At 56.9% G+C, this 16,533-nt stretch carries 14 protein-coding genes; 10 read left to right on the plus strand and 4 right to left on the minus strand.

Going from position 1 to position 16,533, the window contains the following annotated elements; all coding sequences use genetic code 11:
- The 6 genes from OP496_RS15395 to OP496_RS15420 all read left to right on the plus strand — a co-directional run.
- The coding region (locus OP496_RS15395; protein WP_280564652.1) for a hypothetical protein at positions 1-390 on the plus strand (390 nt) is incomplete at its 5' end.
- A gap of 698 nt (positions 391-1,088) precedes the next feature.
- Complete coding sequence (locus OP496_RS15400) at positions 1,089-1,268, plus strand: hypothetical protein (RefSeq protein ID WP_280564654.1); 180 nt, start codon at positions 1,089-1,091, stop codon at positions 1,266-1,268.
- A 406-nt stretch (positions 1,269-1,674) separates the two neighbouring features.
- Positions 1,675-1,881, plus strand: coding sequence for a hypothetical protein (locus OP496_RS15405; protein ID WP_280564655.1), 207 nt, complete (start codon positions 1,675-1,677; stop codon positions 1,879-1,881).
- Complete coding sequence (locus OP496_RS15410; protein WP_280564657.1) at positions 1,878-2,489, plus strand: hypothetical protein; 612 nt, start codon at positions 1,878-1,880, stop codon at positions 2,487-2,489. Before OP496_RS15405 ends, OP496_RS15410 begins: the two co-directional genes overlap by 4 nt.
- Positions 2,486-4,033 carry a DEAD/DEAH box helicase family protein gene (locus tag OP496_RS15415; protein WP_280564658.1) on the plus strand — a complete coding sequence of 516 codons (1,548 nt, stop codon included), beginning with the start codon at positions 2,486-2,488 and terminating at the stop codon, positions 4,031-4,033. The genes OP496_RS15410 and OP496_RS15415 overlap by 4 nt, the downstream gene beginning before the upstream one ends.
- 112 nt (positions 4,034-4,145) lie before the next feature.
- Positions 4,146-5,195 (plus strand): site-specific integrase, encoded by a 1,050-nt coding sequence (locus OP496_RS15420; protein WP_280564659.1) that lies wholly within the window; start codon positions 4,146-4,148, stop codon positions 5,193-5,195.
- Between the two features lie 80 nt (positions 5,196-5,275).
- Here the strand turns inward: OP496_RS15420 and galE are convergent, their stop codons facing one another.
- The 4 genes from galE to OP496_RS15440 all read right to left on the minus strand — a co-directional run bounded on the left by galE (position 5,276) and on the right by OP496_RS15440 (position 11,045).
- Positions 5,276-6,292 carry a UDP-glucose 4-epimerase GalE gene (galE, locus tag OP496_RS15425; RefSeq protein ID WP_280564661.1) on the minus strand — a complete coding sequence of 339 codons (1,017 nt, stop codon included), beginning with the start codon at positions 6,290-6,292 and terminating at the stop codon, positions 5,276-5,278.
- A 31-nt stretch (positions 6,293-6,323) separates the two neighbouring features.
- The gene (locus OP496_RS15430) at positions 6,324-7,604 is read right to left on the minus strand and encodes a sugar transferase (protein WP_280564662.1); all 1,281 of its coding nucleotides are present in this window, start codon (positions 7,602-7,604) and stop codon (positions 6,324-6,326) included.
- Positions 7,595-8,938, minus strand: coding sequence for a UDP-glucose/GDP-mannose dehydrogenase family protein (locus OP496_RS15435; RefSeq protein ID WP_280564664.1), 1,344 nt, complete (start codon positions 8,936-8,938; stop codon positions 7,595-7,597). Before OP496_RS15435 ends, OP496_RS15430 begins: the two co-directional genes overlap by 10 nt.
- 370 nt (positions 8,939-9,308) lie before the next feature.
- Positions 9,309-11,045, minus strand: coding sequence for an SLC13 family permease (locus tag OP496_RS15440; RefSeq protein ID WP_348522016.1), 1,737 nt, complete (start codon positions 11,043-11,045; stop codon positions 9,309-9,311).
- Positions 11,046-11,170: 125 nt separating this feature from the next.
- Between OP496_RS15440 and OP496_RS15445 the strand changes: the two genes are divergently transcribed.
- The 4 genes from OP496_RS15445 (at position 11,171) to cysQ (ending at position 15,724) form a co-directional block, all read left to right on the plus strand.
- Positions 11,171-11,965, plus strand: coding sequence for a helix-turn-helix domain-containing protein (locus tag OP496_RS15445; protein ID WP_280564667.1), 795 nt, complete (start codon positions 11,171-11,173; stop codon positions 11,963-11,965).
- A 37-nt stretch (positions 11,966-12,002) separates the two neighbouring features.
- Complete coding sequence (cysD, locus tag OP496_RS15450; protein ID WP_280564669.1) at positions 12,003-12,905, plus strand: sulfate adenylyltransferase subunit CysD; 903 nt, start codon at positions 12,003-12,005, stop codon at positions 12,903-12,905.
- Positions 12,905-14,809, plus strand: coding sequence for a sulfate adenylyltransferase subunit CysN (gene cysN, locus OP496_RS15455; RefSeq protein WP_280564671.1), 1,905 nt, complete (start codon positions 12,905-12,907; stop codon positions 14,807-14,809). Before cysD ends, cysN begins: the two co-directional genes overlap by 1 nt.
- A gap of 135 nt (positions 14,810-14,944) precedes the next feature.
- Positions 14,945-15,724, plus strand: coding sequence for a 3'(2'),5'-bisphosphate nucleotidase CysQ (cysQ, locus tag OP496_RS15460; protein ID WP_280564673.1), 780 nt, complete (start codon positions 14,945-14,947; stop codon positions 15,722-15,724).
- The last annotated feature ends 809 nt before the right edge of the window (positions 15,725-16,533 follow it).

Genomic DNA, 16,533 nt, shown 5'->3' on the forward strand with positions numbered 1-16,533 from the left:
AGGCCGAGGGTCAAAATCTGGGTGCCGTCCATGCCATGCCTCCTGTCCAAGTGGAGGTCATATCCTGACCTAGCTCAGGGGGCGAATTCCACACCCAACGACGAAGAGCCCGTCAAACCCACCTCCCCAGAGGACTGCTTCGAGATGTTGGCCGCTAAGGAAGTGGACCTTGTCTCAGTCAATAGTGACACGTCTGATCGCATCATCCAGAGCCTTGAGATGGAAGAGCGTACCGCCGAGGTGATCGATCTATCCACGATTCAAACCCTTCACGCGGTCGGAATGCGGACCAACCCGCAAACTCGCATCATCCTTCGTCGGATTGATAAGGGCCTGAAATCCATTCAGGAAACTGGGCAGTTCCGAGAGGTCGCTGCGAATCATTTGTGACAGCGTTAAGAAACCGCCTTCCCTGCTGTTGATCAACCACACTCTCCGGCAAGCGAATGACGCATCATCACTTCAGAAGTTTTTAGTGAGACATTTGCGAGCCGGAGATTTTTACACTCTTGTATAGTCCTAACAGATTTTTATTTAATCGGAGACATTTATACTGGTACTCGAAAACCCGGGCATCAAAACCGAGCAAATACCCCCTGCTTCATGTCTGAGAAAATTGTTCGACTAAAACATTCACTGAAAGGCGATATCCAAGACCAAGCGCAGATCTTACGTCTGTTTTCCTTGGCCAGCCGAACTAGTGGCAGGCAGATCCCCTGAACCCAGGGTCTGCGGCCAGAGAGTACTGAGCCAGGTCTCATCACTTGCGCGAAAGACGACTGGCGTGAGCTTCTTTTATATGGCGTTTTTCGCCGGAGGCTAGCAACATGTCGACTAGCTTATGCGAAATTTGCGGCGGTAGCGGCTTCGATCGGAACAATCATGTCTGCATTTATTGCAGTGGTTCTGGCAGAGATCCCTACCGCTCGTCGACGGGTATCGGAGGGTCCAGGTACCCCGGGCGACGTGGCCGGAGTATACCTCTACCGAGATCGGTACAAGCCATCCTTTTGATATTGGCATTCGTTGGCGGCGCAGCCTCTTATATGAGCTCTGGCGGCTCGATAGAGTACGCAGGTCTCGGCGCCATGCTCGTATTGGTAACTGGGCTTGTCGTCACCTACACGCTCAGAAACTTCCTTCCTCTCTTGTTCCTGGCGGTCGCCTTCTACTTCATTGACCAAACGCTGTGGAACGGTTCGGTCGTGCCCAAGGTGATAAATGTGGTCGCCGAGATTATTGTTCAGGCCTATTCAGAGGTGTTCTGAACCTGTCTCATTCTAACCCTACAACATTGAAGAAAAGGCCTAGCGGCGATGAAGCCCCGTCCCAGCTGATATGACCTGTCAAGTGGTCTGAACAATGAGCCCCCTTCGCAACTCAATCCATGCTCACCGTTAGCGAATGCTTTACCGCAGATACCCGACCTGCTAGATTACTTCTGTCGAGTCAAAATACTCGACCGGGTTTGGCGACCCGAACACTTCTAGGCGCACAAGCGCCCTACCATGGTTGGCGCTTTTTTTGTGTCCGCCATGCGTTATGGCGGTCGTGCGTGGGAGACCTTCGGGTCTGCCGGTTTCCTAGAGTGCCGGTTCGCCAACCTGCGTACGGCCGCCCCCATCACTGTTTGGCGACAGCGGGGACGGCTCCTCAACTCTAGGAGCTTTACCCATGGTCAAGTTGACTGTGCTTCCTCATCGCAGCGATCGCCGTGCGCGTGCTGCCGCTCATCGCGCCATGGCCATGTCGGCTCTGGCTTCCAACTGCAGTGAATCCGTCCGCTACCGGCGCTATCACGCCCATATGCGCAAGGCCCATGCGCTGGCCCTGCTCGCCGACCAGGAAGGCAATGATGCCCTCTGGGAGGTTACATCATGAGCGCGCTCCCTCCCTCTGTGCCCCAGGCACCACAAACACAACACGCCATTTCGATTGGCACGCGTATCAGTGTGCAGCTGGACAGGCTCATCGCTGACTATGCCACAAGCGGCGAGCGTTTCACGGTCTGTGAATGGCGTGACCGGTTGATCAAGCTGCCAGAGCTGGCCCGTACTTGCCCCAAGTCCTTGCGCTACCGCATCCGTGATCGAATCAAGTCGCTGCAACAGCAGGGACTGGCCCATCAGGTGGATTTTCAGGGCAAGCGTCGCCCCGTCTTCGTGCTCGAGCCTGCGGCCTGCCCTGATGATCATGTGCCTGCCTCTGGTGATCCCGAGACACAGGCGCCTTTTGATGCCGCCCAACCCGCATCAGCGCTGCCCTTTGGCGAGTTTCTGAACCAGGAATGCCATCGCCTCAAGCTTGATATGCAAGCCGCGCTGGGTGAAGCGAGCCACTACGCCTACATCCTGCAGCAGTATCCGGACCAACGCGCGGTGATTGAGCCGCTGCATCAAGCGGCCTGCCAACGCGGCAGCGAGGCCAAAGGGGCGCTGGATGCCGTCGTGACCCTACGTCAGCAGATCGGTGAGGAGGCAACATCATGACCATCAGAAAAACCAACCGGCTACTGCCATTGACCGATTGCCCAGCACTGCGGCCTTGGCAGGCACGTTGTATCGAACAGGCCTTGCAGACCTTGTCGGATACCCACCCCCACTTTCTATGTCAGGCGACGCCGGGGGCTGGCAAGATGCTGATGGCGGCGGTACTCGCCGATGAACTCATGCAAAGCGATGCCATCGACCTGGTGATTTACCTGGGTCCCACCACTGCGGTGGTCGAGCGTGCCCAGGTCATCTTCGAGCAGATAACAGGCCGGGCCATGCACGGACGTCTGGGCGCGGCCGGGGCGGCCTTTACCTACCATGCCTTGCATCATCGCCTGACTGAGCTTCAACAGCTCAGCCAGCAGGGACGCGTGCTGTTGGTCTGGGATGAAAGTCACCATGCGGCCAGTCATACGGGCAACATGACCGGTGCCAACCAGTGGGGACTGGGGTTGCTGGCACTGGAAAGGCTAGTGCGTTTTACCTTGGCGCTCTCGGGTACACCATGGCGCTCGGATGGTAGCTGTCTGCCGTTGCTTCGCTATATGGAGAGCACTCGAGACGATGGCCCTTCAGAAGATGACCAGGGTACAGCCACGCAGCAACATCAGCTGGTGCCGGATTTCGTCTACTCGTTGCAAGAGGCAATTGTGGATCGGGTTTGCCGCTATCCACGTGTCCATTTGATCGACAATCGCGATATTCAGCTATCGACGTTTCAGCCCAAAGAGCAGCAACGGGCGACGCATCACTACGCCAGCATCCCTCACCTCCTGCGTCACCCAGCCGTCAGTTACTCGGCATTGCTCAGGCACACCGAACCGCTGGCGCATGTGCTGTCTCTGGGTTGCCAGCGGCTGGCGCAGTTGCGTCAGCACGATCCCGATGCGGCGGGGTTGGTGGTCGCGTCAGACATTACACATGCCGAAGACCTCGCGGAGCACCTGGAAGACCTTGGCCAAACCGTGTGTCTGGTCACCAGCAAGTCACCGAATGCCCATGCACGACTCAATGCCTTTCGAGACGCCCAGACCCCTTGGATCGTATCGGTTGGCATGGTCAGCGAGGGCGTCGATATCCCCCGCCTGCGCGTCTGCTGTTACTTGAGTCACGTCCGCACTGAGCAATATTTTCGTCAGGTGCTGGGACGCATCATTCGCCGAGAAGACATCGATGATGCCGACTGCTACCTCTATGCGCTCAACGAACCTTACCTGCGCCGTTATGCCCGCCGTATCACGGATGATCTGCCAGATGATCTGGCCTCGGTCACGCTGAGTCAGGCGGCTCACGGGACCGACGCAAGGCGGGATCATCCTGGCCATCTCCCTGACGATGAGCCCGATGCCTCAGACCTTCCAGCCGTGAGTGAAAACGATAACGTCTACGCCAACCCCGAGATAACGGCCAATCCGAGTTCACCCGAGGTGCAGCTCAGTATGGGCGGTGATGGCAACCACGCCATCGCGACAGATCCTGACCTGGCCTTCTCACAGGCCTTTATCGCCCGGCTCGTAGCCCTCCGGCTGCCCTCGTCTTAGCAAGGGCCATCCCGTGCCGCGTTCGACCGGGTACCTCCTGATGTAGTCAGCAGCAGGTATCCGTCATGGGCGTCAGGCGCACGGGAATCAGCCGGGCTAAAGGTTAATCCCCATGCCTGCCATGCATGAGGGAGAAGCGACGTCATCGAATAAGCAGGTAGTAGCAACAGGGGTCAATATGAAACGGACATCACCGCAACATCAGACGACTAACCCTTACACAGCCAGCGACATGAAAAGTGTAACCGCCCATCCTGAAGGGCTGACCTCGGAAGCACGACGGTTGCTGGCGGAAAGTGTGTCGCCCAACACCGTACGTGCCATGCGCGCCGACCTGCGGGTTTATCGTCAATCGGGGGGCCAACTGCCGGCCACCGAGACGCAAATTGCCAACTATCTTTCCAGCCAGAATGCATTGGGCAAAAAGCCGGCCACTCTTTCGCGCTATGCCAACTCGTTGCACATGTGGCACCGCTATATGAACCTGCCGTCTCCGGTTAAGACCATGGCCGTGAGAAGCGTCTTGCGGGGAATCAACAAAACACGCGATCGCCGACAGGCTTCAGCGCCTGCCCTGCGGCTACGCGAGCTTCATACACTTCTCGATGCACTAGACCGACATTCGCTCCATGGCCTGAGAGACAGCGCCCTGTTCGCCCTTTGCTTCTATGGTGCCTTTCGCCGCAGCGAGATCGTTGCCATGGAACTTGACGATATTGAATGGCGCTCGCAAGGCATTACCATCACGCTTCACCAGAGCAAGACCAACCAAGGTGGCAGAATCGAAACCAAGAGCATCATGCGAGCACCGAGTGGCACTCGCTATTGCGCCGTCGCCCTGCTCGAGAAATGGCTCAGGGCATCAGGTATCAAACGCAAGGCTGTCTTTCGAGGTATTAGCAGCAAGGGCCGACTCTCCTCGGGGCGCTTGTCCGATCATACCGTATACCTGCGGATGAAGCAGGGTCTTGAGAAGGCGGGGTTGTTGGAGAAAGGCTATTCGCCGCACAGCTTTCGTGCAGGATTCATCACTGAGGCGCATTTGCGGGGCAAAAGCGATATTCAAATCAAACGGGTCAGTGGGCATCGTAGTCAGAATACCTTCGAACGCTATATTCGCATTGCCGATGAATTCGAAGACAGTGCCGGTGATTTCTTTTAACTGGAGTGGTTAAGCTCCAAAACGCAGTAGCCCGGCGCCAAGGCCGGGCTACTGAAATAATGGTATGAACTCAAGGCTCACTATGAGCCGTAACCCTGCGGGTTCTGCTCCTGCCATCGCCATGTATCCTTCATCATGGCATCAAGGTCTCTTTGCGCTTTCCATCCTAATTCACGCTCAGCCTTGGAGGGATCAGCCCAGCACTCAGCAATATCACCTTCCCGACGAGGAGCAATGCGATATGGAACGTTACAACCTGAAGCCACCTCAAAAGCCTGGACCATGTTGAGAACGGAATATCCTTGCCCTGTTCCCAAGTTCCAGATGCCGATCCCAGACTGCCGAGCAATGGCCTGCATGGCACATAGATGACCATCCACCAAATCACTCACATGAATATAATCACGGACGCCAGTACCATCCGGCGTCGAGTAGTCGTTGCCATAAACAGAAAGCTCATCACGTCGACCGATAGCGACCTGCGAAATGAACGGAACAAGGTTGTTAGGAATATCGTTAGGGTCTTCTCCGATCAAGCCACTTTCATGAGCTCCAACCGGATTGAAGTAACGCAACAGTGCAATCGACCAACGAGAATCTGCCTTGGCAAGATCCTTCAGCACCTCTTCCACCATTAGCTTGGAACGACCATAGGGATTGGTTGGCGTGCCGGTGGGCAATCCTTCGTGTATGGGCATCGTTGCCACCTCGCCATACACGGTGGCCGAAGAACTGAAGACCAGCCGTCTAACCCCCGCAGCGTCCATGGCCTGGCATAAGGTCAAGGTACCACTGACATTATTTTCGAAGTAACGGAGAGGTTGCTCGACACTTTGCCCCACCGCTTTCAGGCCAGCGAAGTGCAGTACATCTGAGATGTCATGCTCAGAAAATAGCCGATCTAGCAATGCACGATCACGGATATCGCCTTCGACAAAAGTCACAGAATTGCCAGTAATACTTTCTACTCGACGTAGTGCCTCAGGAGAAGAATTCGCCAGATTATCCAGCACCACTACATCATGCTGATGCTCCAGTAGTGAAAGCACCATATGGGAGCCGATATAGCCGGCGCCGCCAGTCACCAGAATGGACATGAAAACAGTCCTTATATAATCAAGCTATGAATTACCTAGCACCATGCCCTGTAAAGATCGTTTTTATTGTCTTGAACAGTACCAAGATATCTAACCAAAGCGAGAAGTGCTTAATGTAGTAAAAGTCGTATTGCAGCTTTGTGATCATTCCATCAACCTCAGCCGCGTATCCCTGCTCGACTTGGGCCCAGCCAGAGATTCCCGGCCTCACCACATGGCGATAGCGAAAAAAAGGTACGTCACGTTCGTACCATTCCGAAAGCTGCATGGATTCCGGCCGCGGTCCGATAAAGCTCATCTCGCCTTTCAGCACATTGAACAACTGGGGCAGCTCATCCAGGCGATATTTGCGGATCACCCTGCCGACCCGCGTAATACGCGGATCGTCATCACCATCGGTGAAGCCTTTGCCACGCTGATCTATATACATACTGCGAAACTTGAATACCTTGAACGGGTTGCCGCGATAGCCCATGCGTTGCTGCAAAAACAACGCAGGCCCGGGGCTGTCTTTCCTGATTGCCAAAGCAGTCACAAGCATGATGGGTGTCAGAATAGGGAGCAGCAACAGCGCCCCGAAGATATCGAAGCAGCGCTTGACGCCTGCATACATGGCAGACGGCATCAACGAGCCAAACTCATTTTCCGAGAGATGATCAATACGCACTCGACCGCTAATCGACTCCTGCATTTGGCGAACGTGGTACACCGGAATACGGCAAAGCGTGCATTCCGCTAGGAACTTTTCCCATTCTGCGCCAAGGCTATCACTTCTCAGGTCGGCCACGATGGCATCATATCGCGTACCATCTGGCTCCGGTGCGCGCAGCTGGCGAAGCTCGACATGAGGTGAAGGCTGCAACTTTAACGCCTGCCCCACCGGTACCACCGCGATCTTCAAACGCCGATAACGTCTTCCGATGAAGTAGCCAGCAAAAAACCAGATTAGCGAGGCTAAATAGCCCGTAAACAATACCTGGCGCGTGTAGTCTTCCCTCGTAAAGAAGAGGATGGCTACCACCACCAAAAACGCCAAGCTGACGGTCGGGGCAATATAGGCCGCAACCTGAACGCCAGGAAAACGTGAGAAGCGACGCAAGCAAAACATAATGGCCACAAAGGCCAGGCCAATGGCCGCAATGGTATTGGCTCGATGATCAGGCATTACTTGCCAGAACCCCCAACCCCAACGCTCAAGCGCTGGAAGAGCAATCACCAGCGGTAGCCCCACCAGCAGTTGAAAAGGCAGGCCCAGCAGGAATTGCTCATACCACCGCGAGTGGCGACGTTCGTACGATTGTGTCACTTCCATGCCTTTATTGACTCTCCGCGTCCAACTGCATAGTACATCAGGCCAGCATCCTTGACGGCCTTCGGCGAGAACAGGTTACGACCATCGACCACCACCGGCATGGTGAGCTGTGCCTTGAGCCAATTGAAATCAAGAATACGAAACTCCTTCCACTCGGTGCAAATGACCAACGCATCGGCGCCCTTCACCGCCTGAATGCGATCGGCGACCAGGACGAGGTCATCGCGATCTCCATAGATGCGCCGACACTCCTTCATGGCCTCCGGATCATAGGCCTGAACCCTGGCACCAGCGGCCCACAGCGCTTCCATGACGTCGCGGCTCGGAGCGTCGCGCATGTCATCGGTGTTGGGCTTGAATGACAGCCCCCACAGGGCGATGGTCTTGCCGGCCAGGTCACCGTCGAAGGCCTGGCTGAGTTTGGCAAACAGGGTGCTCTTCTGACGACGGTTGACAGTCTCGACGGCATGGAGAAGATCAGCCGGGTAGTCGACCTCACGGGCGGTGCGGGCCAGTGCCTGGACGTCCTTTGGGAAGCAGGAGCCGCCGTAACCACATCCCGGGTAGATGAAATGATAGCCAATGCGCGGGTCGCTACCGATGCCCTGGCGTACCTGCTCGACATCGGCGCCCAGCCGCTCGGCCAGATTGGCGATCTCATTCATGAAGCTGATCTTGGTCGCCAGCATGGCGTTGGCGGCGTACTTGGTCAGTTCAGCGGCCCGCACATCCATGAATATCATCTTTTCATGGTTGCGATTATAGGGGGCGTAGCATTCACGCATCCGGGTCTTGACGTGTTCGGCGTCGGTCCCCACCACGATGCGGGCGCCGCCGCTAAAGTCTTCGATGGCCGCGCCTTCCTTGAGAAACTCCGGATTCGAGCAGACATCGAAGTCGAGCTCCAGGCCCCGCTCAGCCAAGGTACTGGCGATGGCATCGCGGACACGGTCGGCCGTTCCCACCGGCACGGTGGACTTATCGATGATGATCTTGGACTCGTTCATGTGCTCGCCAATGGTCTTGGCCACCGCCAGCACGTACTTAAGATCGGCACTGCCATCTTCGTCCGGCGGTGTGCCAACGGCAATGAACTGCAATTCCCCATGTGCCACAGCCGTGGCCGCGTCCGTGGTGAAGCGCAGCCGACCCGACGCCACGTTGGTGGATACCATCGCCTCAAGGCCCGGCTCATAGATCGGAATATCCCCCTGATGAAGACGTGCGATCTTGTCGGCATCCACATCCATACACATGACGTCATGGCCCACATCGGCCAGACAGGTGCCGGTGACTAGGCCTACGTACCCTGTACCAAAGATTGTGATCTTCACGCTATCCCTCTTCCTATTCCCTTAAGATGTGCTTGTGGCGTATCGAACGCTCTTGTTATCAGGATGTCGTACGCTATGTGCCATGCTGGCCCCTCGCCCCGGCGCTGAGAGACAGGCCCTCAGACCATCGCTCTTATCATGGTAGGGAGCTGGAGTTCCATTCTACACACCAAGCTCCAACGGCTTCACGGCTGAAAGCGACAAAAAGCTCACAGCTCGGCATTTTGCCGAGCTGTGAAGCGCTCTCTTTGAGCTTATAAAGCGTTGTTTAAAAGAGTCACCACCCATAAGCCGGCATTATTAGACATTCTAATCTTTGGCTGGCTTCGGTATTTCCCCGGTGCCACAAGAGCAACGCGTTCAACATTTTTTAGAATGGAAACACGACCGGCGTTAGCGCGAGCACACCAACCGAGTAGGTGACACTGACCGGCAGCCCCACGCGCAGGAAATCGCCTAGGTTATAGCGCCCTGGCGAATAGACCATCAAATGCGTCTGATACCCATAGGGGATCAGGAAGCAGGCACTGGCCCCGTAGGCCACAACCATGATGAAAGGCAGCGGGTCGACACCGAAAGCCTGCGCAGTGGTCCAGGCCACCGGGAAGGCTAGGGCTGCGGCCGCGTTATTGGTGACCGTCTCGGTCAGCAACAAGGTCAAGAGATAGCAGCCGATGAAGGCCCCATAGACGCCATGCCCATTAAAAATGGCTTGCATCCCCTCGGCGAGCAGGTCCGCGGCGCCAGATGTCTCCAAGCCTTGGGCAATGGCCAGCGCGGAACCGATGATCATCCAGAGCTCAAAGGGAAAACGACGACGGAGCTCCGCGGGACTCAGCACTCGCCCCAGCAACAACCCCCCCATCATGAGTAGCAAGCCATGGAATAGAGGCAGAATCTCAAACGCCGATAATCCGATAGCACTCGTAAAGCCCGCCAACGTCAGACCGCTTTCCCAGTTGCTCAGCCGCGGCCGGGTCAGGCTACCGCTTAATAAGTGGAAGTTCCGATCGAGATTGCGATGCTGATGAAAGTCACTTCCCACCGCCATCAATAGGCAGTCCCCTACGCGCAACGGAATCTGCCCCAACTGTCCCTCCAGCCGTTTTCCGCCACGACGAATACCCACGACGCCCGCATTAAACATGCTACGGAAATCGACCTCCTGCAACGTACGCCCCGACAGCTCCGACTCATGTGACACCACCACTTCGACCAAGTTGGTTGCCAGCAGATCGTCGGCCTGATGACCAAACAGCTTAAGACCAGGGAATCGCTGAAGCGCCTGAACCTTGTTCACCGCGCCGGTGAACACCAGGGTATCCCCTTCCTGGATCAACTCTTCGGGACCCACCGGACTGATCAGCCTCCCTTGGCGCTCAATCTCGAGCAGGTAGAGGCCGTCCAGGCTGCGCAGCCCATTGGCTTCAATGCTCTTTCCAATCAACTCGGAACCTGGCTCCAGATCAGCCGCCAGGAAATAGGATAGTTTGTCTTCCGTCTCTTCAGGATTGTGATACGGCAACGAACGCGCCCGCCATATCAGCACGCCAAACGTGAGCAGAGCGACGGGCACGCCCACCAGGCTGAACTGAAACATGCCCAGCTCGATTCCCGCAGTCCCCATGGCGAAAGAGTTCACCACCAAATTCGTCGAGGTTCCCACGAGCGTAGTCATCCCCCCGAGAATGGAAGCATATGACAACGGAATCAGCAGCCGAGATGGGGCAATGTGACGCTGACGAGAAATTGTACCCAGGAAGCTTGCGACGACCGCCGTGTTATTGAGAAAAGCCGACAGGACGGCGCTGACACTCATCAGCTTAACCGTGGCTTTGCCAGGCCGCCCTCGCAGCAGTTGCTGCGAAACCCAGTCGAGCAGCATGGAGCGCTCCAACGCCAACGAGACGAGCAATAGCAATACCAACGTCGCCAATGCAGGGTTGGCGTATTGGCGAAGCAGTACGGTGGTATCCACCAACCCGGTGAGCAAATAAGCGCCCGCCAAGCTGACAAATGCGACACCAGGGCGCACCCACCCCGTCATAAGCAACACCAATAGACCCGCAAGGGAAAATAGCACCACCCACGCTGTCATCAGATTCATCCCTGAAGGCTGAAGGAAACTTGAGGGATTGTACGTGGCCTTTTATGATGACGTCGATCCAGCATGAAGACCCAATACTGATATAAATATTATTTTTCTTTTATTTCAATGCCTTGATGCCGAATATGAGCGCTAAACATTTATCGCCCGAAGCGCTCAATCAGCGCCGCATGGAGGCCGTCCGACTACGCCTGGATGGCCTTACGGTCGCAGAAACGGCGAGACGGTCCGGGTTGTCCGCTCCCACGATCTCGGCCGCCTGGAAGGCCTTTCGGCAAGGCGGCTGGTCAGCGGTTCCGGTCCGGCCCCGAGGTCGACAGAAGGGTGATGCTCACCGTTTGGGGGAGCAAGAAACTCGCCTTCTCTGGCAACGGCTTTCCGGTTGGCCTGCTAATGGCAAACCCGGCTGGACCAGTCGCGCACTGTCCGAGGCAATCAATGAAGATACGGGGCAAAAGGTATCGCCTCGCGCCCTGGAGCATTGGCTGTTGGCACACCACCTAAAGCCGCGCCCGCTCTCATTGGAGCCTAAGACGTCGCGTTCTCGTGAAGGTCGATGGCTTCGGCAACAGGTACAGCCGATCCTCAATCAGGTTCGAGCTCTCGGAGGCTACAACTGGCTCGGAGGCGTGCGCGCCATCGGCTCGACTGACGACAGCCATGCCCGTCGCTACCACCTGTACGTGCACGGCAAACGCGATGTCCTCTATATCCGCTGTTTCATTCAGCCGCCCAAGGCCAGCGACTATATAGCGCTGTTCGAGCGTCTATCGGGGCAGGGCCCGGCCTCGCTGGTCTTCCACGGCGCCTACTTTCGAGCCAGTGCGGATATCGCCGATTGGCTTGACAGGCATTCCGACTTCTATCTGCTAGACGTACCACCCGATAGTAACCTGGCAGCAGCCACTGAACACGACTGAGCAGACTGCTTATCTTTTCCCATCACATGGAATGACGATGACGACACTCACCCATCTCCAACGCCTCGAAGCCGAGAGCATCCAGATCATGCGCGAGGTGGTCGCCGAGACCGAGAACCCGGTGATGCTCTATTCCGTTGGCAAGGATAGCGCTGTGATGCTTCACCTAGCGCGCAAGGCCTTTGCCCCTTCTCCTCCCCCCTTCCCTCTTCTTCACGTCGACACCCGGTGGAAGTTCCGAGCCATGTACGAGTTTCGTGATCGCATGGCCGAGGAAGCGGGAATGGACCTGCTGGTGCACATCAATCCGGAAGGCATCGAGAAGGACATCAATCCCTTTACCCACGGCTCGGCGATTCACACCAACGTGATGAAGACCGAGGGATTGAAGCAGGCCATGGACAAGTACGGCTTCGACGCCGCCTTCGGCGGGGCACGTCGTGATGAAGAAAAATCTCGCGCCAAGGAGCGCGTCTTCTCGTTCCGCACCGCGCAGCATCGCTGGGATCCCAAGAACCAACGGCCCGAGCTGTGGAGGGTCTTCAACACCTTTAAGCACAAGGGAGAGTCGATCCGGGTCTTCCCGCTTTCCAACTGGACCGAGCTGGATATCTGGCAGTACATCCACTTGCAGAACATCCCCATCGTTCCCCTCTACTACTCCGCCGAACGCCCCGTGGTAGAACGCGACGGCGCCCTGATCATGGTCGACGACGAGCGCCTGCCCCTAGAGCCGGGCGAAGTCCCCATGATGCGCAAGGTCCGCTTCCGTACATTGGGCTGCTACCCGCTGACCGGCGCGGTGGAATCCGAGGCTGACACCTTGCCGGCGATCATCCAGGAAATGTTGCTCACTAAGACATCCGAACGCCAGGGTCGTGTCATCGATCATGACAGCGCTGCGTCCATGGAAAAGAAAAAGCAAGAGGGGTACTTCTGATGGCACACGCCTCCGACATGATCGCCGGTGACATCGAGGGTTACCTCAAGTCGCACGAGCACAAGGGCCTGCTGCGCTTTATCACCTGTGGCAGCGTGGATGACGGCAAAAGCACGCTGATTGGGCGCCTGCTCTTCGAATCCAAGCTGCTCTTCGAGGATCAACTGGCCGCCATCGAAGCCGACTCGCGCAAGTATGGCACCCAGGGTGGTGACATGGATTTCGCCCTGCTGGTGGACGGCCTGGCCGCCGAGCGCGAACAAGGCATCACCATTGATGTGGCCTATCGCTTCTTCTCAACCGACAAGCGAAAGTTTATCGTTGCCGATACCCCCGGGCACGAGCAGTACACCCGCAACATGGTGACCGGGGCCTCCACCGCCGATGCCGCGATCCTGATGGTCGATGCCCGTCACGGCATCCTCACCCAGACCCGCCGCCACAGCTTCCTGATGTCGCTGATCGGGATGCGGCATGTCGTGGTCGCGATCAACAAGATGGATCTGGTGGACTATTCGCAAGCGCGCTTCGACGAGCTGGTCGAGGAGTATCGCGAGTTTGCCAAACAGGTGGGGCTCGAAAAGATCACCTTCATCCCGATGTCGGCGCTTAAGGGCGACAACGTCATCGAGCACGGCCACCACATGCCCTGGTATCACGGCCCGACCCTGATGGCCTACCTGGAGACCGTGGAGGTTGACGAAGACCACCTGCAACGCACGCCTTTCCGCATGCCGGTGCAGTGGGTTAATCGCCCCAACCTGGACTTCCGCGGTTTCAGCGGCATGATCGGCAGTGGCTCCATCAAGACTGGCGACGCGATTCGCGTACAACCATCGGGCAAGCACAGCACCGTCAAGCGGATCTATACCTTCGATGGAGACCTGGAAGAAGCGGTGGCTGGCCAGTCCATCACGCTGCTGCTGAACGATGAAATCGATATTTCTCGCGGTGATGTAATTTCTGGGATCGAGCAACCGGCCCAAACCGCCGATCAGTTCGAGACCACCCTGGTCTGGATGCATGAACAACCGCTGCTGCCGGGCCGTCCCTACCTGATGAAACTGGGCACCCAAACCGTTTCGGCCACCGTTACCGATATCAAGTATCAGATTAACGTCAATACTCTTGAGCATACCGCCGGCAAGCAGCTGGACCTCAATGCCATCGGCGTATGCACCTTGAGCCTTAATCGTCCGGTTGCTTTCGACCCTTATCAGGAACACCCGGATACTGGCGGCTTCATTCTCATCGATAGGATGACCAATAACACCGCCAGCGCTGGCATGTTGCACTTCGCCCTGCGCCGCAGCCAGAACATCCATATGCAGCACGTGGATGTCGATAAGCAGGCACGCGCCTTGGCGAAAGGCCAGAAACCCGCCGTATTGTGGTTTACCGGCCTCTCGGGAGCCGGCAAGTCCACCATCGCTAACCTGGTAGAGAAGAAGCTGCATGCCGCCGGCCAGCACACGTACTTGCTGGACGGTGACAACGTTCGCCATGGCCTCAATCGCGACCTGGGCTTCACCGATGCCGACCGCGTCGAAAATATTCGCCGTGTCGGCGAGACCGCCAAGCTGATGGTTGATGCCGGCCTGATCGTACTGACGGCCTTTATCTCCCCCTTCCGGAGTGAGCGCCAGATGGCTCGGGATCTCGTAACCGAAGGCGAGTTCATCGAGATCTTCGTCGATACCCCACTGGATGTTGCGGAGGATCGTGATCCCAAGGGCCTCTATAAGAAAGCTCGACGCGGCGAACTGAAGAACTTCACCGGCATCGACTCTGCCTATGAAGCGCCCGAGGCGCCGGATCTTCACCTCAAGGCAGCAGAAATGAGCACCGAAGAGGCTGCCGACGCCATCATCGAGCAGCTCCGCGAGCGCTCTCTGATTACTTGATGACATCTCCAAAAAAGTGCCAGGCGGTGGCTACTGCCACTCGCCTGGCCTAGTTGGCAGGGCCCAAAGCTCTGCCAACCAGCGACAGCCCTCACTGCAAGAGACCACGGACTCCCACCGGATACGGACCATCACATGTCGACAGTAACAACCACCCTACTCGAGCAGGTTTACCGCATCGCACAGGATGCCGGTCGCGCGGTCATGCACGTCTATTTTCGTGATTTCACGATCGAAGAGAAGGAAGACAAGAGCCCCCTCACCGAAGCCGATCAAGCCGCACATGAAGTCATCGTGTCGGGGTTGAATGCCCTGCCTGATGCAATCCCGGTGCTCTCCGAGGAAGATGGCGAGGCGTTTACCGGTCCCGACGCCCAGGGTCGCTACTGGCTGGTCGATCCGCTGGACGGTACCAAAGAGTTCATCAAGCGCAACGGCGAGTTCACCGTGAACATCGCACTGATCGAAAACGGCAAGCCGCTGCTCGGTGTGGTTGTCGCCCCGGCGCTGGACGTGGCGTACCTCGCCGCCGAGGGCCTAGGCGCCTTCAAGGTAGAGGCTAGCGGTCAGCGTCAGCCGATCCGCGTGTCCGGCCGCCCTGCCGAAGGCGCTACCTGGCGGGTGGTGGGTAGCCGCTCTCACCCTAGCCCCGATCTCGCCGAGTGGCTGGAGCAACTGGGAAGCCACGACATGGTACCGATGGGCAGCTCCCTGAAACTCTGCCTGGTCGCCGAAGGTGCCGCCGACACCTATCCTCGCCTGGGCCCCACCTGCCTATGGGATACCGGGGCCGCCCAGGCCGTCGTCGAACAGGCCGGGGGACGTGTGGAAACGTTAGAAGGCTACATACTTAGCTACGCCGCACCGGAGGAACACATCAACCCTCACTTTATTGTCTGGTGCTCGAACACCTGAGATCCTGTGCTCGTTGAAGTCGAGTAGACTGAAAGATTTTTCTACTCAGCCTCTACAGGTATAAGCATGGGCGATTTACGCACTCGGCGTGTCAATTTTTAGATTTTCTTGGAGGCTCAATACCTTGAGCCTCCCCTATTGGTACGAGCCACGCAATATCTTGCCATCCATGGCAAAGTGCTTATTCAAAATTAATCGTGTAACCAGCACCATAGTCGTCGATCAGGCGGTTCACCCCATGACAAAGGTGGTCAAACGAAAAATACGCACTCAGATTCTGCGGTTAAGCAGTCCAGGGAAAACGCATGAAAAAACCTACACCGCGAGAATGTCTGCCAGATAGGTCTTATCCAGCGCCGCTTTCTCCTGTTTTCGCCGCCTGTCCGCGGTGGATTTTGCAGGCATCTTCGCGGTGATCGACATCCAGGGATCAATGGAGCGTCTTCTCGACAAACCAATGCTGGCGGGCCGGCCGCTTCGACAAGCTTCTTTTAGGCGCTAAGCTCAGCTGAGCTGATGCAGTAACGGATCATCGGCGCCTCTAGGGCTTCATCACCTTCATGGCGGAAGCTCATGACTACACCCACCGTTTTTAACCCTGAATACTCGTAGCTAAGCTACTGAAAATGTGGTGGCGAGTCTCTTGCCGCCCCCGGTTCTTTTCATCTGTGACATAGGCATCCCCATCGAAGTTAACCACGGCGGTCTCAAGTTCCAAGTGCAACGCTATTGAAGGATGCTCGGACCTTCGACCGATTTCTTGAGCACCTCGGCGTAGACTTCCAGTGGCGTTCGCCAGTCCAGGGTTT

Origin of the sequence: Chromohalobacter sp. 48-RD10 (assembly GCF_029889785.1) — a bacterium.
Taxonomy (GTDB): domain Bacteria; phylum Pseudomonadota; class Gammaproteobacteria; order Pseudomonadales; family Halomonadaceae; genus Chromohalobacter.